The organism is Williamsia sp. Y712, assembly GCF_059445525.1.
On sequence record NZ_JCAIUN010000001.1, the window covers coordinates 379,243 to 399,808 of the forward strand.

Sequence of the window (20,566 nt, forward strand, 5' to 3'; positions counted from 1 at the left end):
CCGACCGCGAAACTACCGCGTTCACACCACGGCCCGACACAACTCCGTACAGATCCAGCGCCCAAGTGGGCGCAAAGGCTCTGCTGGATCATAACCGAGGAGTTCCGCAGATCCTTCCCTCGCGCCACGCGCGAGTCGCTGAACAGGGCGAACGTATTCACTTCCGGTTTCGGCCCCTCGTACTGGGGTCATTCTGCACCATTGGGAGTGACCCTGACCACACTGTCGGTCGGGCAGCAGACCTCTGACTCAGCCGATCAGGTCGATCATCCGACGAATCGCGAACTCGTATCCGCGAATTCCGAAGCCGGCGACAACACCGGATGCGATGCCGGAAACGTACGACTTGTGCCGGAATTCCTCGCGGGCATGCACGTTGCTGATGTGTACCTCGATGATCGGTACCTCGGGGATGACCAGGGCATCTCGGAGCGCAATGGAGGTGTGGGTCCAGGCGCCCGGATTGATGACGATCCCGCTGACCTGCCCCCGCGATTGCTGGATCCACTCGAGCATCTCGCCCTCGTGATTCGTCTGGCGCGCATCGACGGCAAACCCGTACTCGGCGGCAATCGAGGTCGCGAGCGTCACCACGTCGTCGAGTGAGTCGGAGCCGTACACCTCCGGCTGTCGGGTCCCGAGCGTGTTGAGATTGGGTCCGTTCAGCAACAGGACAGGCAGCTTTCCGCTCATCGCGCCCAGTTTTTCACTCATTGCGCAAAGTGTATTGCGCGCCACCGCACCGCTGGTCAATCCGACACGCAAGGACCGATAGCATCAGTCCTTGTGCCAGATGCCGCCGAGACAGACAAGACGCCGTCATCTGTCGGCACCGCAGGCCGAGACCGGGTCCGTATCGCAAAGGTCACCGCGATCATCACAGGGCTTGCCGGAATCCTCCTTGCGCTGCTCACACCGTTGCTCCCCGTCACCCAGACGACAGCTGATCTGAACTGGCCGCAGCAGAACAAACTGGAGTCCGTGCTGGCGCCGTTGGTGTCGTACGTACCGGTCGACCTGCAGATCTCGGTGCCCTGCGCGGCGATCGACCAGTTGACCGAACCGGGACAGACCGTGCTGGTCTCGACGCTCCCGAAGGAAGCCGAGAAATCGGTCGCCAGGGGCCTGTTCATCCGCAAGGCCGGCCAGGCCACCGATGCGCTGGACCGCCAGGTGGTCGAGGTCGTGGTCCGCAACACCCCGGTCGCCTCCGCAACACTCGCCCAGATCCGGTCCCAGGACTGCCAGAGCATCGACGTCACCGCCACCTTCGAGTCGGTGCGGGCCGAGTTCGTCGGCATGACGAACACCGAAGGTGAGGCGCTGGTCGGCGAGACCACCGATGGCGATCAACGCCCCCAGCTCACCGGCATCTACACCGACCTCACCGGTTCGGCCCAGGCCCTGCCCGGGCTGAGCGCGCACGCGAACATCGACGACCGCTATACGACCGCCCCCACTGTGCTGAAGTGGCTGGCCATCGCGGTCGGTGTGGTGCTGACCCTGATTTCACTCGGCGCACTGGCCGTCCTCGACGGCACCGACGGCCGCAGGCACCGGCGGTTCCTGCCCCAGAACTGGTGGCGGTTCAACGCCCGTGACGCCGTGGTCATCGGCGGTCTGTTGATCTGGCACATCGTCGGGGTCAACACGTCCGACGACGGCTACATCCTGACGATGTCGCGGGTCGCCGAAAACGCCGGATACACGGCCAACTACTACCGTTGGTACGGCGCACCCGAGGCCCCGTTCGGCTGGTACTACCACATCTTCGGCTGGCTCGCGCATGTCACCACGGCGAGCCCGTGGATGCGACTGCCCGCGCTGGTTTGCGGAATCCTGGTGTGGCTCATCATCTCTCACGAGGTGCTGCCGCGTCTGGGACGCGCGGCGGTCACCAATCGCGTGGTGCCGTGGACCGCAGCATTCGTGTTCATGGCGTCATGGTTCCCGTTCAACAACGGTCTGCGTCCCGAACCCATCATCTGCCTCGGCGCATTGCTCACCTGGTGTTCGGTCGAACGTGCCATCGCGACCGGGCGGACATTGCCTGCCGCGTTGGCCTGCATGATCGGTGCGTTCAGCCTCGCCGCCGGACCGACCGGCCTGATGGCCGTGGCCGCGTTGATCGCCGGCGCCCGTCCGATGGTGATGTCTCTCATCAAGAGAGCCAAGGCGATCGGTGGGGGTCTGACGGGTTATCTCGCGATGGCCGCACCGGTGGGTGCTGCCGGGGTGTTCGTCATGTTCGTGGTGTTCTCCGATCTGACGCTGGCCGCGTTCACGCAGTCGACCAGCATGAAGACCGCATTGGGTCCCTCACTGAGCTGGTACAACGAGATCGACCGCTACACCGCGCTGTTCGAGTTCTCCGCCAACGGTTCGGTGGGCCGCCGGTTCGCGGTGCTCGCGATGTTGGTCGGCCTGGTGATCTCCGGTGCCATGCTGATCCGCAAGAGCCGCATCCCCGGTACCGCGCTCGGCCCGTCCCGGCGCATCGTCGGCATCACCTTCGCGTCACTGATCTTCCTGATGTTCACGCCGACCAAGTGGACCCATCAGTTCGGTGTCTTCGCGGGTCTGGCCGCCGCGCTGGCTGCCATCGCCGCCATCGCCGTGAGCGCCGAGGCCATGCACGCCCGGCGCAACCGGATGCTGTTCATCGCGCTGGTCCTGTTCATCACCGGCCTGTCCTTCACCGCGCCGAACGCCTCTTTCTACGTCTCCAACTGGGGCATGCCGTGGGGTGTGCTGCCGGTTCGGATAGGTGTCGCGCTCGGCACACTGCTGCTGTTCCTATGTGTCGTCGCCCTGCTGATCGCGTTCTGGTTCCACTTCCGGGAACCGTTCCGCGAACCGGAGACGGCCGACACCCCACGCAACAACGGTCGCCGACGCCGGTGGATCAGCATGCTTGCCGCATCTCCGCTGGCCGTCGCGGGCATGTTCGTGGTCGTCTTCCTGATCTGTACCTCCATATTCTCCGGAGTGCAGCAGAGCGGGTCGTTCTCGGTGCCCTCGTCGAACGTGGACGCCTTGTCCGGCGATGTCTGCGGGATGGCCGACAAGGTCCTCGTCGAACCCGACCCGACCGCTGATCTCCTCGAACCCGTCGACGGCAACATCGCCGACGGTCTGGCAGGCACCCAGACGCCCGGCGGTGTGCCTCCGGCCACGTCCGGGTTCACCCCCAACGGACTGCCGCTGTCACTCAACTCGACCGCCAGTGCCGGCAGCCTCGGTGTTCTCGGCGGCAATGTCGCGGCATCCCCGGACGTCCTGAACTCGAATGCCGGTGGCACCGGCGGAGGCGAGTCCGAGCAGGCCGGGATCAATGGCAGCACGGCCAAGCTGCCGTTCGGGCTGGACCCGGCCAAGACCCCGGTCCTGGGCAGTTACTCGCAGGACGATCAGTTCCCCTCGTATCTGACCTCGTCGTGGTACCGGTTGCCTGCACGGACCGCGGACACCCCGCTGGTCACGATGGCCGTGGCGGGTCAGTTCAACATCGAAGACCTGAAGATGGAGTACTCGACCGGTTCGGGCGAGAGCAACGAGGACTTCGAGGTGGCCGGAGAGGTCGACATGATCGACCCGGGCCCGCGTCCGTCGTGGCGCGATCTGCGCACCTACCGCAGTTCGTTCCCGGCCGACACCACCGCGATCCGGATCGTCGCCAACGACGAGAATCTGGCCCAGGACAGCTTCATCGCCGTCACCCCACCGCGGGTGCCGCACGTGGAGACGCTGCAGACGATGGTCGGCAGCAAGGCACCGGTACAAATCGACTGGACCAACGGTCTGGCCTTCCCGTGCCAGCGTCCGTTCGGCCACAAGTACGGCGTCGCCGAGATCCCGAAGTGGCGGATCGCACCGGGCGCCGACCTGGCCGCGGCCGTCGGTGCGTGGTCCGATGCGTTCGGTGGCGGACCGCTGGGATGGATCGAGGTGGCCCTGGACAAGACGACGGTGCCGTCGTACCTGGAAGGCGACATCGGTCGCGACTGGGGTTCGCTGGTGCGGTACGAGCCGTTCGGTGAGCCCGCCACGGTGGCCAAACTGGATCTGGGAACCGCAACCCGCTCCGGTCTGTGGAGTCCGGCACCGATCCGCTATTGAGACCTGGCACGAGCCGACCCTGAGAAAGACCCGGACCTTGCCCTGCTCACGGGGCAGGTTCGGGTTCTCAGGTCGGTGCAATACCATCGTCTCTCGTGCCTGTGTCCTCTCACCTCCCCAGTGCGGGGACAGTCCGCCTGGTCGCGATCGTGGCCGGTCTCGTGGGGATCGTGTTCTGCGCGATTTCTCCCCTGCTGCCCGTCAAACAGTCGACCGCGACCATCGAGTGGCCCACCGGCCAGCAGCTTTCTTCCGAGACCGCATCGGTCACCGCACCGCTGATCGCGCAGACCCCGCAAGCCTTCGACGCGACCATCCCCTGTTCGTTGATCGGGACGCTGCCAGAAGGTGGCGGACTGGTCCTGGCGACCATGCCGCCGGGGGCTGAGCGCTACAACCAGAACGCACTCGTGGTCAACGCATCGGCGAACTCCGTCTCTGTGGTGTTCCGCAACGAACTGGCGACATCCGCGGCCCGCGGCGCCATCGACACCCCGCAGTGCCGCGAGCTACACGTCTGGTCGACGCCGACCGGTGCCGGTGCCGAGTTCGTCGGGCTCGGTCCCGCAGGCCTCCTCGGGATCGACTCGCGTCCGCAGTTCGACGGCGTGTTCACCGACCTGTCCACCGGCGACGTGGAAGCAGCTGCTGCACAAGGCCTTTCGGCGACCACCACCGTCGACAACCGCTTCGACAGCTCCCCGACCGCGATCAAGACCATCGTCCTGGTCCTCGGGCTGATCGCCATCGTGATCTCACTGGTGTGCCTGGCCCTGCTGGACCGGATCGACGGCTACCACCGCCGCATCGGGAAACGTTCGTGGAAGCGGCTGTTGCGCCCGCGGGCCAGCGACCTCGCCGTCACCGCTGTGCTGCTGATCTGGCATTTCCTCGGCGCCGGATCGCCTGACGACGGCTACATCCTGAACATGGGCCGGGCCTCGGAGTCAGCCGGCTACCTGGCCAACTATTACCGCTACTACGGGATCGCCGAGGCCCCGTTCGACTGGTACTACTCGTTCCTCGCGGCCTGGTCGGAGGTGTCGGCGTCCGGTCTGTGGATGCGCATCCCCTCGCTGCTGGCCGGTCTGGCGTCCTGGTTCATCCTCTCGCGGGTGCTCCTGCCGCGACTGGGCGCCGGGGTGCGCCGCAGTGCCTGGGCCGTCTGGGCGGCAGCCACGGTGTTCACCGCGTTCTGGCTCCCGTTCGCCAGCGGCCTGCGCAGCGAGTCGATCATCATCCTCGGTTCGCTGCTCACCTGGTGGGCCGTCGAGCAGGCCATCGCCACCCGGCGCCTGCTCCCCGCCGCACTGGCGGCGATGGTGGCAGGCCTCACGCTGGCACTGGCCCCGCAGGGTGTCATCGCGATCGCCGTCCTGATCGTCGGCGCCCGCCCGATGCTGCGAATCGTGATCGAGCGCAGTCGCGAATCGGCCACCACCACCCGTGGTCGCTGGGTGAACCTGGCCGCCCTTGCCGCGCCGTCGATCGCCGCTGCCTCCCTGGTGGTGTTGGTGGTGTTCCGCGATCAGACGCTGGCAACGGTCTTCGACGCGGTCCGCACCCGCTACATCGTGGGCCCCACGATCTCGTGGTGGCAGGAATACCTGCGCTATTACTTCATCACCGTCACCACGCCCGACGGCGGGCTGACCCGACGGGTGCCGCTACTCCTGTTGCTGGCATCGGTATTCGTGACACTGGCGGTCATGTTGCGCCGCAGCAAGATTCGGGCCATCGATCCGGGTCCGGTGTGGCGGGTCCTCGGCGCCACCCTCGTCACGCTGTTGCTGCTGATGTTCACCCCGACGAAGTGGACGATCCATTTCGGCATCTTCGCCGGATTCGGAGCGGCACTGGCAGCCACGGCCACCGTCGCCGTCGCCCAGTCCGCGGCCCGATCGACACGGAACCTCTCCGTGTTCGTCGCCGGACTCATGTTCGCCATGGCCGCGGCGATGGCAGGCGAGAACTCCTGGCCGTTCGCCTACAACTTCGGAATCTCCTGGTTCGACAAAGCACCCGTCCTGGCCGGACGTGAGGTCTCGACGATCTTCCTGATCCTCGCCGTCGTCGCCGCTGCGGTCGCCGTCTGGCAACACCTGCGCCACGACTTCGTGCAGAACAAGGGCCTGGTCCACACCGGCGACGAGGCCCAGAAGAAGGCCGACCGTCGCCGACTCACCCTGGCCTCCTCCCCTATCGCGCTGATCGCCGGGTTCATGGTCATCTGCATGCTTGCGGTGTTCGCGAAGGCCGCACTCTCCCGGTACCCCGCGTACACGGTCCTCGACGCCAACCTCGAGACCCTCAAAGGCAACAGCTGCGCGATGGCCGACGCGGTTCTGGTCGAGCAGGACCCCAACAAGGGCATGCTGACGCCCGCCAACGGGGTCTCGGTCTCTGATGCCCTCGCCGGCGAGAATCCGGTCGGGTTCACACCCGACGGCGTGGCGGAGAGCCTCACACCCGAGGCCGGGTCGGCCCGCCCCGGACAGATGAACGTCTCGGCCAGCTTCAACAAACCCTTCGTCGTCTCCGGATCGGGCGCGGGCATCGCAGGCGGATACGGCCCCGAGACGGTCAACGGTTCGACGGTGGCCCTGCCGTTCGGACTCGACCCGGCCACCACGCCGGTGCTCGGAAGCTACGGATACGACTCGGGCGAGGCCACACTGATGACCGACTGGTATCAACTGCCGGCCCGCGACGCCTCTCCGATCCTCGCTTTCAGCGCCGCCGGACCGGTCCTCACGCTCAACGAAGAGGGCGTCATGACATTCGGGCAGCAACTGCAGATCCAGTTCGGCATCGAAGAGGCCGACGGTACGTTCGTCGATGTCGGAGCGCAGATCCGTCCCATCGACCCGGGTCCGGACAAGCCGAACCGGCCGTGGCGCAACCTGGTGATCCCGATGGATCAGGTACCCACCGAGGCGACCGGCATGCGGATCATCGCCAAGGACAACAACGTCAACAACAAGCAGTGGCTGGCGATCACCCCACCGCGGGCACCGCAGCTGCGCACGTTGCAGGAGGTTGTCGGATCCAAGGCGCCGACGCTGATCGACTTCTCGGTGGCGAGCCAGTTCCCGTGTCAGCGCCCGTTTGCCATCACCGACGGGGTCGCCCAGATCCCGCAGTGGCGGATCCTGCCGGACCGCACCACGGCCGCGTCGCAGTCGAAGACCTGGCAGGCGGCCGAAGACGGCGGCGCGCTCGGTGTGAGTGAAGCCGTCACCCGCGCCGACACGGTTGCGACCTACCTCGACGACGACTGGTACCGCTCGTGGGGATCTCTCGAGGTCCTGATCCCGCTGGTGCCCGACGCCCCGGAGGCGAACATCATCACCGGTACCGAAACAAAATGGGGCTGGTCGCGGACCGGTCCGCTGAGAGTGGTGCCGCAAGAAAATGAGTGAAAAGGCGAGCATCATCAGTAGAAACGGGTCAGTGGGCAGATTTGCCGGCCCTGGTTACCGGAACGTCAAGATTGTTGCCGTGGTGGCGGGCCTGATCGGCTTCCTCCTGGCCTGCCTCAGCCCGCTGATGCCGGTGAATCAGACCACCGCGCAACTCAACTGGCCACAGGACAACCAGGTCACCAATGTCTCGGCACCGCTGGTCTCTTTTGTGCCGGTCGACATGCGGGTGTCCGTACCCTGTTCCACCGCTGCCGATCTGCCCGCCGATGGCGGCGTACTGCTCTCGACGTTGCCTGCTGGCGGACAGGACGCCACGTCGCGAGGCCTGTTCATCCGCGCCACGTCCGAGCGCATCACCGTCACCGACCGTGACGTGGTGCTGCTGACAGTGGATCGCGCTGCGGCCCAGTCGAATCCGGATTGTCGGATCACCTTCAACGCCGACGGGCAGCGCGCCTACGGCGAGATCGTGAACGGCGGCACGGAGGGTCTGCTCTCGTTCGATGTGCCGGATCCGAACCTGCGCCCGCAGATCGTCGGCGTCTTCACCGGACTGCCGCAAAGCGTTTCGCCGCAGGGCCTCGAGTTCTCGGCCACCATCGACACCAGGTTCGTCACCACCCCGACAAACCTGAAGTTCGCGGCGATGATCATCGGCATCGTGATGACCGTCCTGTCCTTGATCGCGCTGGCACTGCTCGATGCGCGTGACGGTCGCGGACATCACCGATTCCTACCCAGGCGTTGGTGGACGATCCGCGTCTCGGACGTGGTGGTGTTCGCCACGTTGGCGCTGTGGTGGCTGATGGGGGCCAACACCTCTGACGACGGCTACAACTTCACGGTCGGACGCATCGCGAGCGAAGCCGGATACGTCGACAACTACTACCGCTATTTCGGTGTGCCGCAAGATCCGTTCGGTTGGCACTACCAGGTGATCTCGGCCATGACCCACGTGAGTTTGTCGACACCGTGGATGCGTCTGCCTTCCTTCTTGCTCGGGCTTCTGGGCTGGTGGTTGATCTCCCGTGAGGTGATCCCACGACTGGGCCGCACGGTCCGGCATTCGACCCCGGCCCTGTGGTCGGCGTTGTTTGTGTTCCTGGCCATCTGGTTGCCGTACAACAACGGGCTACGCCCCGAACCCGCACTGGCGGTCGGCGCCCTGCTGACCTGGTGTTCGGTGGACCGCTCCATCGCGACCGGACGGTTGCTTCCGCTGGCGGTCGCGACGATCATCGCGTCGTTCACCCTGGCGCTGGCGCCCGGTGGTCTCATGGCCGTGGCGCTGCTGCTCGCCGGCATCCGCCCGCTGTTGCGCCGGATCATGGCCCGCCGTGGCCGTGACGGCCTACTGCCACTGTTGGTACCGATCCTGGCGGCCGGAACCGCGGTGTTGTACAACATCTTTGCCGATCAGACCCTCGCGACGATTCTGACGTCGTCGGAAGTCGCCACCGAGGTCGGACCGACTCTCGAATGGTGGCAGGAACCGGTCCGGTACTACTACCTGATGCTGCCGACCGCCGACGGCACACTGTCGAGGCGGTTCGGCATCCTGATGGCCTTCCTGTGCCTGATGGTCGTGCTGCTGATGCTGCTGCGTCGCCGGACACCGATGGGTATCCCGAAGGGACCCACCTGGCGTCTGGTTGCCGGTGTCTTCGGCTTCATCTTCTTCCTCGCCTTCACCCCGACCAAGTGGACCCATCACCTCGGTGTCTATGCGGGTATCGGCGCCGCGCTCGCCGCGGCCGCCGGCGCGATGATGGCCCCGGCGATCTTGCGGCGCAGGCGAAATCGAACCTTCTTCGCCGCTGCCGTGCTCTATGTGACGGCACTGTCCTTTGCCGGCACCAACGGTTGGTGGTTCGTGGGCAGCTACGGCATCCCATGGTGGGATCGGCCGCCGGCCATCGCCGGGATCCGGGTCGCGTGGATCATCCTCGCGGTCGCTGTCGTCACCACCCTGGTCGGCCTGTACCAGCACTTCCGCGATGACTACGTCGACGCCGAACAGCGCACCGAGGGCTCGAAGTTCTGGCACCGATTCGCGTTCTCCCCCATGCCGGTCATCTCCGGACTGGTGGTCCTGTTCATGCTGCTGTCGTTCGCCAAGGCAGCATATGAACAACGTGACAGCTACTCGTGGCTCAACTCGAATGTGGCTGCACTGCAAGGTGACATCTGCGCGATGGCCGACGACGTCCTGGTGGAGCCGAATCCGAATACCGGGCTGCTGCAGCCGGCATCTGTTGCCGGTCAGGTCGATCTGACCCCGGGTGAAGCACTCGCCGGAACCGACATGACCGGCTTCACCCCGAACGGGGTACCCGGTGACCTGTCCGTGGACGCCACCGAGTCGACGGAGGCGGCCGCCCTGAACACCGCACAGACCGGGGCAGGCGCCGACGAAACGGACGACGCCGACGAAGCCGGAACCGGCGGTGGCCAAGGCGCTCTCGGCGTGAACGGCTCCACGGTCCGACTGCCGTTCGGCCTCGATCCGGCGACCACCCCGGTCCTGGGCAGCTACGGCTCCTCCGGTGGATCCCTCACCTCGGCCTGGTACCAGATGCCCGCGCCGAATGCGGACTCACCGCTGCTCACGCTGTCGGCGTCCGGGCGCATCGAGGCCGTCGACGGTGACGGCATCGTCCAGTCCGGCCAGAAATTGGTTGTGGAGTTCGGGCGGCCCGGACCCGGCAATACCGTTGTGGCGCTCGGCCAGATGGGTCCGATCGACACCGGCGAGCAGCCGATCTGGCGGAACCTGCGGTTCCCGCTCAGCGATGCCCCCGCCGGGGCTTCTGTGGTGCGCGTGATCGCTGCGGACACCTCTGCTGCCCCTGATCAGTGGCTGGCGCTCACGCCTCCTCGCATCACGCAGATGGAGACCCTCGACAAGCTCGTCGGCCACGACGATCCGGTGCTGATCGACTGGCTACCTGCTCTGGCATTCCCATGCCAGCAGCCGATGGCGGTGAAGTACGGCGTGATCGAGGTGCCGAAGTGGCGCATCCTGCCGGACGCCGAGGCAACTCGCCAGAGCACCCAGACATGGATGTCCGGCGACGCAGGCGGACCACTCGGCATCACTCAGGCGATGTTGCGGCCCACCATCATTCCGTCGTACATGCGGAACAACTGGGGCCGGGATTGGGGTTCGCTGCAGAAGTTCACCCCCATCGTCGAGGCCAAGCCCGCCCAACTCGAGATCGGATCGACCACGCATTCGGGGCTGTATGACCCCGCCCCGATGCGCGGCGCCCGCTACTGAGCCAATGATGTGGCCTTATGGCGTTGCCCACCTGGGCTTTTGATCGCCATAAGGCCACATCATCGGGGTCAGGAGGTCAGGTCGAGGGCCCCGCGGACAATGCTGTCCGTGTCGATACCGTGATAGCTGTACACGTCGTCAAGGGTGCCGACCTGGCCGAATCGGCTGACGCCGAGCGAGATTCCGCGGACCTGATTGATGGTCTGCAGAAACGCCAGGGTGTGCGGGTGCCCGTCGAGGACTGACACCATCGGCGCGGCCCGCTCGGCCGGGAAGACCTGATCGAGAATCCAGGTCGACGCGTCTCCGTGTCCACGGCGGGCCTGTAGGGCTTCGAAGAGCAGTCCGGGGCTGGTCACACACACCACCTCGGCGGCGATCCCCTGGTCGGCGAGTCGATCTGCCGCCGTGAGGGTTTCGGTGATCATCGCGCCCATTGCCACCAGCGTCACCTGAGGATCAGGGACATGGCGTGCCGTGTAGGCGCCTGCCACCACTTGCCGGCGGCGACGTTCCCGGGCCGCCGGATCGGTCGGGACCGCTGCCAGGCGCTGATCGACGGGGCGGGTCGACAGCCGCAGGTACGACGAGCTTCCGTCGGTCCGGCCCAGGCGGCCGATGCAGGACAACAGGATCCACTCGACGTCGATCGCGAACGCCGGCTCGTAGCTGACACACCCCGGCTGCTCCAGTCCGATCGATGGCGTCTTGATCGACTGGTGGGCACCGCCTTCGGCCGCGAGGGTGACACCGGAGGGCGTGCCCACCAGGATCGACTGTCCGCCGGCGTAGATTCCGTACGACCAGGGTTCGAGTGCCCGTTCCACAAAGGGGTCGTACATCACGCCGATCGGGAAAAGTGGTTCGCCCCAACGACTCCAGGTGGCACCGAGCTCACCCATCAGGCCGACAAGATTGGTCTCGGCGATACCGAGTTCCATGTGCTGCCCGGTCGGGCGTTCCCGCCAGTGCATGATCGTCTCGGAGTCGTCGTCGAACCAGTTCCGACGTTCCCCCGGAGACCACACCCCCACCTTGTTGAGCCATCCGGCGAGGTTGGTGGTGGAGCTGACATCGGGGCTCACGGTCACCACACGCTGTGCGGCATCCGGGGATTCACGACTGAGATCGAGAAGTGTACGACCGAGTGCCGCCTGGGTGGTGGAGGTTCCCGACGGGGTGCGCCCGAAGTCGGCGGGAACCTGCGGCGGCAGATTCGGGGTGGTGTTGTCGCGGTGCAGCGCGGCGGCGGTTTCGCGGCAGAGCCGGCCGGCGGCGGAATTGTCGTCGAACCGGGCCCACGGCTTGGCCGGGTCCATTCCCAGACCGGTGGCGAGCTCGTCGTATTGCGGAACGGTCAGCAGCGACGAGTGGTTCTGCGGATGCCCTTCGGTCGGCAGCGCGTGACCCTTGATCGTGTAGGCGATGATGATCGTCGGCCTGGTGTCGTCGATCTCGCTGTACGCCTTGCGCAATGCGTCGAGATCGTGCCCGCCGAGGTTGCGGATCGCCCGGGTGAGAGTGTCGTCGTCGAGGCCGGCGATCAGGTCGGCCACCGCCTGGGCCTCCGGCCCGTCACCGGGCAGGCGGGTGCGCAGGTCGTCTGCCTGGCAGCGCAGCAGCCGCTGGTATTCGGGGTTGGGCATCTGCAGGATCCGTGTTCGCAGCGCCTGCCCGCCCGGGCGCGAGAACAGTTCCTCGAGCAGGGCACCGAACTTGACGGTGATCACCTGCCAGCCGGCTGCGTCGAACATCTTCTCCAGGCGGTCTGCGGCGATGTTCGGGACAACCCGGTCCAGGGACTGACGATTGAGGTCGACGATCCAGACGACTTCACCGAGTTCGGCGACCGACGGATCGAGGATCGCCTCCCACACGGCGCCTTCGTCGAGTTCGGCGTCACCCACCAGCGAGTACTGCCTGCCCTTGCCCGCACCGCCGAAGGTGGTCTCGACATATCGCCGGGCCATTGCGCCCCAGATGGGTGCGGTCGCGCCGATGCCGACGGATCCGGTCGAATAGTCCACCGGATCAGGATCTTTTGTGCGACTCGGGTAGCTCTGCAGGCCGCCGAATTCCCGGAGCCGGGTCAGATAGGACTCGCCGAGTTCACCCAGGAGGTAGTTGATGGCGTGCAGGACCGGCGAGGCGTGGGGTTTGACGGAGACCCGGTCTCCGGGACGCAGCTGGTCGAACCAGAGTGTGGTCATGATCGACACCATCGACGCGCATGAGGCCTGGTGGCCACCGACCTTGAGTCCCGACGTGTTCGGCCTGACCCGGTTGGCGTGGTGAATCATCGACGTCGCAAGCCAGAGCACCCGCTGCTCGACGTCCGCCAGCGATCCGAGGTCCCGCTCGTCCATCAGTTGCTCCTACTCATAGATGTTGTTCGACTGCATCACGCACAGACTTTCTGCGCAACCAATCGCCGTGAGAGTATGCATTTTGCACACCACGACGGATTCGATGGTTCTCAGCGGAGGCACAATGAGCAACGGTCACCAGGCCGACCCGATCGACGCGAGGGTGCTCCGTGCCCTCGCCGCCGAGCCGCGGGCAACCGTCTTGTCGTTGGCCGAGCAGACGGGGTTGTCGCGCAACACGGTGCAGTCCCGGCTGGCGAAGCTGGAATCGAGCGGTGCGCTGCGGTCTGTTGAACGACGCATCGATCCGGCGGCACTGGGCTATCCGATGACCGCGTTCATCCTCACCAGCGTTGTGCAGCGCGAATTGACCGCGGTCGCCGAGGCGTTGGATGCCGTCCCCGAGGTCGTCGAGGTCCACGGACTCAGCGGCGCGACAGATCTGCTGGTCCAGGTGGTCGCGCGGGACGCCGACGACCTCTATCGAATCGCCGGCCAGGTGCTCGACATCGACGGTGTCGAGCGAACGATGACGTCGCTGGTGATGCGCAGACTCGTGGACTACCGCCTCGACCCGCTCCTACGGCGTTTCGAAGGTTCCGACGGCTGACGGCCGTGCCGCTTCGTGCTCGGCCGTCAGCGGCAGCAATCGGGATCAAGCACACCACGCAGGGCGTTCAACGCATCCGGGTGCGCGGCGTAGAAGACGTTCATGCCCCGCCGCGACGACTGCACCATGCCCGCCTTCTTGAGCTGACCAAGGTGATGACTGACCGTCGCCTCCGACAATCCGAGCAGGGCGGCCAGGTTCGACGTGCACGCCTCACCGCTGTCGGCAGTCAGCAGGATCGACATCAACTTGATCCGGACGGGGTCGGCCAGCGCCTTGAGTCGAAGCGCGATCTCCAGTGCGTCGTCATCGCTCACCGGGGCCGCGGACACCGGCGCACAGCAGATCGGCGAGGTGGTGTCGATAACTGGCAGCGCCTTGGGCATGTTTTCCACAGTAGCTTCGATTCGTGACATATGTCTAAAAGGTGACGGTCAGGAAACCGGACACCACGCCGATCCGTAGTATCACCACCGAAATCGCATTCATTCGGAGCTGACGTACCCCGGATGCAGCATCCGGCGTCCCACAGCGCGAGGTATCACCGTGACATCAGATACGACCATGCCCATCGACGGGCGCCCACGCCGGATCGCCGTCGGCCTGACCGTGCGCGATCTCGCGCAGGCGGCTGTTTTTGCGGCCCTCATCGCGGCGCTGGGCCTACCCGGCACGATCACGCTGGGCAGCAGCGGCGTGCCGATCACCCTGCAGACACTCGGGGTCATGCTTGCCGGCGCCATCCTGGGTTGGCGCAAGGGTGCGCTCGCGGTCCTCATCTTCAGCGCACTCGCCATCTGCGGACTGCCCATCCTGGCCGGCGGCCGCACCGGACTCGTCTCGCTGACCTCCCCGACGGCCGGATTCTTCATCGGCTGGCTGCCCGCGGTCATCGTCATCGGCCTCTTGACCGCAGCGATGATGCCTAGGTACCGGGTAATCCCGGGATTCGTCATCAACGTCATCGGCGGACTCGGCGTCATCTACCTCTTCGGCACCATCGGACTGATGATCCGCGCCGACATGACGTGGTGGGCCGCACTGAGCACCAATGGCATCTACGTGATCGGCGACCTCGCCAAGGCCGCCGCCACCGCGCTCGTCGCCCGGCAGGTTCATCGCGGATATCCGGGGCTGATCACCCCGCTGCGTCTGATGCGACGGTGATGACGGGGATAACCTTCCGAGGCGTCAGTCACGCCTACGCAGATCGAGCAGTACTTCGCGACGTCGACCTGGAGTTGACGCAGCGGCGGATCGGGATCGTCGGGTCCAACGGCAGCGGGAAATCAACGCTCGCCCGGATGATCAACGGACTGGTCATCCCCGACAGCGGCACCGTCGAGGTCAACGGTCTCGACACCCGACGCAAAACCCGCGCGATCCGCAAAGAGGTCGGGTTCGTCTTCACCGATCCGGATCGCCAGATCATCATGCCGACCGTCGGCGAAGACGTGGCGTTGTCGTTGTCGCGGGGGAAGCTCTCGAAGGCACAGGTCGCCGAACGGGTCGGCGAGGTGCTCGCCCGATTCGGGCTGGCCGGGCACGCCGACCATCCCGCACAAAAGCTCTCCGGTGGCCAGAAGCAGTTGTTGGCGTTGGCGTCGATACTGGTCGCCGAACCGACGATCATCGTGGCCGACGAACCCACCACGCTGCTCGACCTCCGCAACAGCGCGATGATCCGCGGCGTCTTCGCCGATTTGGAGCAGCAGCTGATCGTGGTGAGCCACGACCTCGAGTTGCTGTCAGATTTCGACCGGGTGATCGCGATCGACGACGGCCGCGTTGTCGCCGACGGCGCGCCCGGAGAAGTCATCCCGCACTATCGAACGCTGATGGCGTGAGCAACGCACTCGGCGTCTACCAACCCGGGAACTCGCCCATCCATCGCCTGCCCGCGGGATTCAAACTCCTTGCCCTCGGTGTTGTGGTGATCACGATGACCGCCCTGATCGACACCCCGGAGCGATTGCCGTTCGGGATCGTCCTCGTGGCCGCGGTGTTCGTGGTCGCCCGGTTGCGGATGCGGGTCGTGCTGGCCTCGCTGCGGCCGTTGTTCTGGGTTGTGTTGATGATCTTCGCTTTTCAGCTCATCTTTGCCACCTGGGAGCGAGCACTGGTGGTCTGCGGGGTCATGATCCTGTCGGTGGCCCTGGCCGTCGCGGTCTCACTGACCACCCGCACCATGGACATGCTGGCCGCGTTGACGCGCATGTTCATGCCGTTGCGGCGATTCGGATTCCGGCCCGATCGGATGGCTCTGGTTCTGGCCCTTGCGATTCGGTCGATTCCGCTCATGGTCGAACTCGTCACCCATGTCGACGAGGCCCGTCGCGCGAGAGGTTTGAAGTTCATGCCTCATCGGCTTGCCGTACCGGTGGTTCTGGGTGCACTACACACCGCCGACCACTTCGCCGATGCGCTGTCGGCCCGCGGGCTCGATCAGTAACAGCGGTCTACCGCAACCACCTTTCCGCCCCTACCTCCGAAACTTCACGAAACTTCTGGAAGACAAGGGGTTCCGCACTGCCGGCACATGCTCGTGCCGAGGCCTTGACACGCTCCCTGATACCGCGGTCACCACCGGGCCAGGGCGTCCGCGGCTATCGCGTCGACCACGCCGAGGAACTGGTGCCCACCAGAGGGATGCTCGTGGACCCGGGCCGAGGGTAGCCGCGCCGCGTTCATCGCCAGATGAGTGAACGGCACCACCTCGTCATCGCGGCAGTGGTGCAGCGAAATCGATTGAGCCGGTTCAGGGCCGTCGAACGCGTACTGCTCGACGTCCCATCCCGCCGGACTCCAGTCCGGCATCGCCAGCAGCGACGCCCGGGACGGGATCGGCCGCGCTTCCTCGGCCAGCACCCGGAGTAGCACCGACGCGCCGAAGGAATGCGCGATCAACAGATCCCCCGCACCAATCTCGGCAACCATGCGCCGCACCGGGGCCGCCCACGCCTCGAACGACATGTCGTCTTCGGGGATGTGCGGCATGTCCACAGCCGCACCGACCGCGGCGCCGAGACCGTCTGCCAGTTCACGGTCGTCGAAATAGCCGCCTGCACCGTGGATGAACCGAAGCCACATCGTCACAAACACTCCTCACGGGACCAGAACGGTCCGAGTTCTGCTGGAATCAGTGTTCGCCCAGGCTTTTTCGACTTCCGCAAGCGGCTGAGCACGGACGCTGATCTCGAGTTTTCCGGCGCTGATCACGTCGACGAGGGACGGGAGTTCTGCCATGTATCCGGCTGGGGAAACCGAACCCTGACCATTGCCGAGAATTCGAAGATTCGACGCCCGAAGGGTCGTCGACGGAAGCTCGATGGTCGCACCCGCGACAGCTCCGATCTGAATCCAGTCGAGTGCTTTGCTGCGGTCGTCGCGACCCATCATGAGCGGCGTCATCGCCTGCTGCGCAGGCGCACCCCAGAGGTAGTCGAGGACGATGTCGACATCCTCACCGGCGGCAGCGATCTCGGCACCGAACTCGGCCCCATCCGCAGCGAGCGGAACGAGTACGTCGGCACCGAGGCTCTTGAGCTCCTCGAGGCGAGACCGGTTGCGCGCTACTGCAATCACTTGTGCAGCACCGAGCAATTTGGCCACCTGCACTGCCATCGAACCGGCATTGCCGGTTGCCCCGAAGACCATCACCGTGCTGCCCGACTGCATCGATACCCGACTGCGCAGTGCCACCCAGGACGACATCGCCGGATTCATTCCGGCCGCAACCTGCAGGATGTCAGCGTCGGACGGCAGCCGGATCGTGCGGCTCATATCGATCACAGCCTTCTCTGCCATCGGCCCCGGCATCTTGCCATCGGCCAAAAAGAAGACGGTGCCGCCGCTCGGGAGCCTGCCGACGCCGTCGACACCCGGGATCATCGGCAATTCTCCGGTGCTGGTGTAGTGCTTTCCGGAAGCACCCGACCGTACTCGCGGATGTAGTCCCACAGCGAGGACGTCAACAAGCTGATGATCCGGCCCAGGAACCGCCGGAACCTCGAACTCCCGAAAATGCGGAGGCTCATCAAACGACGTGACGAGAGCCGCATGCATGGTTGTCATGGACCGCACCTCGATTCGCGTATCGATGTGTCCCACAGCGTACGCGGCTCACGTCGCGAGGCACCCGATATGGGCATCTGCACCAATGCCGTCACACTATGAAGTTGTCAAAGGTCATGCAGTACACAGGGTTCAGCCTGTGTTGCTCGGTCTTGCGGTTTGGTGTCTCGTCGTCTTATGCGGCGGTGAGGTCGGTGGTCAGGGTGCGGCGGGCGTGGGATCGTAGTTCGGTGGCGCTGCCGGGTGCGATGAACCAGGGATGTCCGTCGCGACCCAGGAACACTGTCCAGCCGTGGTGGTGGATGTAGCGGTGGTGTCGGCGGCAGAGTAGGACCATGTTGGTCAGGCTGGTGGTGCCGCCGTTGCGCCAGAAGTCGATGTGGTGGGCGTCGGTGTAGACCGCGGGGCAGCCACATCCGGGGAAGGCACACCCATGGTCGCGGGCGATCAACGCTTTGCGGATCGCGGGGGTGACGGTGCGTTGGTCGCGGCCGACATCGAGCGGTACCGATTCACTGTCGAGCAGGATCTTGGTGATCACTGAATCGCAGGCCACCATCTGGGCGGTGGGTGCTGAGGCGGGGCCGGTCCATTCGAATTTGGGTGCCATGGCCGGCGGTGTGGGGCCTGGGATGCCGCGCAGCTGCAAATGTTGTAGATATTCAGGTGAGACTGTCACCGTCACATGTGGTTTCGCCCCGCCGCGGGTGGGTCGGTCTTCCTGATCGAAATACGAATCCAGCAATCGTTCCAGCGCATCAGCCCGGATTTGGCCTGTGCTCCGCGGATCCGGTGAGCCGTCGGGTTCGGGTGCCGGTGTGCACAGTGGATCGAGTGCCACCGCCAGCTTTTCGCCGAGCAGACTATCCAAGTCGAGGGTGCCGTGGGTGCGGCCGTCATCACCGGTCCCGAATGACAACTCGTTCAGGTCATGGTTTTCGGCGTCCGGGATCTCCTTGTCAGGCGGCGATAACACCAACGCGATATGCCGTGCCCGTAGCGACACCGCCGCCGGCGTCCCCATCAACGCTTCGGTCAGTAGTCCGCGCTCACAGTCAGACCGGTCAGTAGCCGGGAGTTCTGGATTGCGACGCTCAATATGATGTAGCCCCTTCACAATTGCATCCACATGCTCACCAGATAGTTGTCCGTCGATTCCATAATCGGCAATCGACGGAATGTCGCTGAGCGCCTTACCCACTCGCACATACCGGTGCGCAACCGTCGGCGCGACACCTGCGTCCCGCAGTAGCTTGGCTGTGGATCCCACGCCTTTCTTCTGTGCGATCCGACGGTTATCGACCTCGCCGACCAAACGGAAAAGTATCTGCTCCACAACATGATTGAGTCGAACAACCGCCACCGTTCGTGAAGATACCTGCGCATCATCACCGGCGACCAATGCCGCATCCCCTGCCAGATCTGACATTCTGGCGAACATCTCCCCGAAGTCCATAGCCCAATATTACCGGCCGAATCCCATTCGCACAAGTGTTCTATACGAGCAATTCTATTGCTACACAACCCTTTTCACCACATGGCAGGTCCAGCCCGCCATCATACCGGGGAGGTCCGACACGAAAGTGAATCCACGCTCCCGACTAACCCACTACCGGCCTCGCCCACACCTCACACGACATACCCGTGTCGGGAATGTGCGACATGCCGACCCGAGATCCTCGGCCAACCGGCGATCGTCGTCATCCCCGCCTGCGCCGTGAATGAAACGAGGTCGGATCACCTCAGGTTGGGCTCACGTGGCGCGACAGACAGCGATTGTGCCGCCGAAGACGCATCGACAGGCCAGCTCAGACCGGTAACCGAAGCAAATCTGGTAACCTCGTACACCATACGATGTTATTTTGGTCGCTCAACCGAAAGGCCCACCGTGAAAATCACCGGTACTGCACTGTCCCTCAACGTCGACGACGTCAAGGCCTCCGCGTCGTTTGCGCAGGATCACTTCGGGTTCACAGAGGCGATGTCCGCCGACGGTTTCATCTCGCTGGCTCACCCGGACGCGGGGTTCAACATGGTCTTCCTGAAAACAGGCCTGGAAACGTTCAAGCCGGCGTCGATCGCCGGAGCGGCAGGTCAGGGCATGTTGGTGGCGTTCGAGGTCGAAGACATCGACACCGAGTACGCCCGGATCGAAGCCGCAGGCGCCCAAGTCGTCACCGCCCCGGAAACCGAACCATGGGGCGAGCGATACTGCCAGTTCTCCGATCCCAACGGGATCATCTGGCAGCTGGTGCAGTGGGTCCAATCGGGGGAACCCGTCGGCTGAGTCCAGCTGACAGCAACAAAACCGACAACACGACAGCGACCAGAAGCAGTGCCACGACATCTCCCCACAGATGCCCCATGTCGTGGCCGCTGCCGAAGGACTGCACCGCCATGATCGCGGCGTGGACGAAGCTCGAACAAACCGTGAACCAGATCAGACTGATGTTGGCCTCCGGTCGCCGCGCCGCGTTCCAGAGGAAAACGCCCAGCGTCGCATACAGGCCGACGATCATCATGAAGTAGTCGGACTCGTGCGGAGCACCGTGATGCCACGCCCACCCCGACGGCCACACCTGCGCCAGCGGATAGAGCAGAAGCATCACCGTGCCGAAGACGACCAGCGCGATCCGAAGCAGTTTGTAACTGTAGGAGGATTCCATTGCGCACCCCACGACGTTTGGGAAGG

The 20,566-nt window shown here is 65.0% G+C and carries 15 protein-coding genes; 8 read left to right on the forward strand and 7 right to left on the reverse strand.

From position 1 onward, the window contains the following. Positions 1-249 precede the first annotated feature (249 nt). Positions 250-714, reverse strand: a complete 465-nt coding sequence (gene aroQ, locus AC1D75_RS01960) for a type II 3-dehydroquinate dehydratase (protein WP_495513639.1) — start codon at positions 712-714, stop codon at positions 250-252. A 72-nt stretch (positions 715-786) separates the two neighbouring features. Between aroQ and AC1D75_RS01965 the strand changes: the two genes are divergently transcribed. The 3 genes from AC1D75_RS01965 (at position 787) to AC1D75_RS01975 (ending at position 10,824) form a co-directional block, all read left to right on the forward strand. Next, positions 787-4,119 carry an arabinosyltransferase domain-containing protein gene (locus tag AC1D75_RS01965; protein WP_495513640.1) on the forward strand — a complete coding sequence of 1,111 codons (3,333 nt, stop codon included), beginning with the start codon at positions 787-789 and terminating at the stop codon, positions 4,117-4,119. 95 nt (positions 4,120-4,214) lie between these two features. Further along, positions 4,215-7,541 (forward strand): arabinosyltransferase domain-containing protein, encoded by a 3,327-nt coding sequence (locus AC1D75_RS01970; protein ID WP_495513641.1) that lies wholly within the window; start codon positions 4,215-4,217, stop codon positions 7,539-7,541. Next, positions 7,534-10,824, forward strand: coding sequence for an arabinosyltransferase domain-containing protein (locus AC1D75_RS01975; protein WP_495513642.1), 3,291 nt, complete (start codon positions 7,534-7,536; stop codon positions 10,822-10,824). The genes AC1D75_RS01970 and AC1D75_RS01975 overlap by 8 nt, the downstream gene beginning before the upstream one ends. Positions 10,825-10,892: 68 nt before the next feature. Here AC1D75_RS01975 and AC1D75_RS01980 read toward each other — a convergent pair whose 3' ends face one another. Continuing rightward, positions 10,893-13,190, reverse strand: a complete 2,298-nt coding sequence (locus tag AC1D75_RS01980) for a thiamine pyrophosphate-binding protein (RefSeq protein ID WP_495513643.1) — start codon at positions 13,188-13,190, stop codon at positions 10,893-10,895. Between the two features lie 124 nt (positions 13,191-13,314). On the opposite strand from AC1D75_RS01980, the gene AC1D75_RS01985 reads away from it, so the two are divergent. Then, the gene (locus tag AC1D75_RS01985; protein WP_495513644.1) at positions 13,315-13,800 is read left to right on the forward strand and encodes an Lrp/AsnC family transcriptional regulator; all 486 of its coding nucleotides are present in this window, start codon (positions 13,315-13,317) and stop codon (positions 13,798-13,800) included. A gap of 26 nt (positions 13,801-13,826) precedes the next feature. On the opposite strand, the gene AC1D75_RS01990 is transcribed toward AC1D75_RS01985, so the two are convergent. Next, the gene (locus tag AC1D75_RS01990) at positions 13,827-14,186 is read right to left on the reverse strand and encodes an Rv2640c family ArsR-like transcriptional regulator (RefSeq protein WP_495513645.1); all 360 of its coding nucleotides are present in this window, start codon (positions 14,184-14,186) and stop codon (positions 13,827-13,829) included. Between the two features lie 178 nt (positions 14,187-14,364). Between AC1D75_RS01990 and AC1D75_RS01995 the strand changes: the two genes are divergently transcribed. From AC1D75_RS01995 to AC1D75_RS02005, 3 genes are read left to right on the forward strand one after another with little or no spacing between them, the layout of a single operon-like run. After that, a complete protein-coding gene (locus AC1D75_RS01995; RefSeq protein ID WP_495515952.1) occupies positions 14,365-14,967 on the forward strand; it encodes a biotin transporter BioY in 603 nt (200 codons plus the stop codon). Beyond that, the gene (locus AC1D75_RS02000) at positions 14,967-15,647 is read left to right on the forward strand and encodes an energy-coupling factor ABC transporter ATP-binding protein (protein ID WP_495513646.1); all 681 of its coding nucleotides are present in this window, start codon (positions 14,967-14,969) and stop codon (positions 15,645-15,647) included. Before AC1D75_RS01995 ends, AC1D75_RS02000 begins: the two co-directional genes overlap by 1 nt. After that, positions 15,644-16,252, forward strand: coding sequence for an energy-coupling factor transporter transmembrane component T family protein (locus tag AC1D75_RS02005; RefSeq protein WP_495513647.1), 609 nt, complete (start codon positions 15,644-15,646; stop codon positions 16,250-16,252). The genes AC1D75_RS02000 and AC1D75_RS02005 overlap by 4 nt, the downstream gene beginning before the upstream one ends. Positions 16,253-16,380: 128 nt before the next feature. Here AC1D75_RS02005 and AC1D75_RS02010 read toward each other — a convergent pair whose 3' ends face one another. From AC1D75_RS02010 to AC1D75_RS02020, 3 genes are all read right to left on the reverse strand, one after another. Next, positions 16,381-16,890, reverse strand: a complete 510-nt coding sequence (locus AC1D75_RS02010; RefSeq protein ID WP_495515953.1) for an alpha/beta fold hydrolase — start codon at positions 16,888-16,890, stop codon at positions 16,381-16,383. A gap of 15 nt (positions 16,891-16,905) precedes the next feature. Then, positions 16,906-17,874, reverse strand: coding sequence for a quinone oxidoreductase family protein (locus AC1D75_RS02015; RefSeq protein WP_495513648.1), 969 nt, complete (start codon positions 17,872-17,874; stop codon positions 16,906-16,908). Positions 17,875-18,049: 175 nt separating this feature from the next. Further along, entirely contained in the window at positions 18,050-19,330 is a 1,281-nt protein-coding gene (locus AC1D75_RS02020) for an HNH endonuclease signature motif containing protein (RefSeq protein ID WP_495513649.1), read from the reverse strand. A gap of 432 nt (positions 19,331-19,762) precedes the next feature. On the opposite strand from AC1D75_RS02020, the gene AC1D75_RS02025 reads away from it, so the two are divergent. Beyond that, positions 19,763-20,161, forward strand: coding sequence for a VOC family protein (locus AC1D75_RS02025; protein WP_495513650.1), 399 nt, complete (start codon positions 19,763-19,765; stop codon positions 20,159-20,161). Here the strand turns inward: AC1D75_RS02025 and AC1D75_RS02030 are convergent. Next, positions 20,112-20,540, reverse strand: coding sequence for a DUF6632 domain-containing protein (locus AC1D75_RS02030; protein ID WP_495513651.1), 429 nt, complete (start codon positions 20,538-20,540; stop codon positions 20,112-20,114). The two genes, AC1D75_RS02025 and AC1D75_RS02030, sit on opposite strands and share 50 nt — an antisense overlap. Positions 20,541-20,566: the final 26 nt, after the last annotated feature.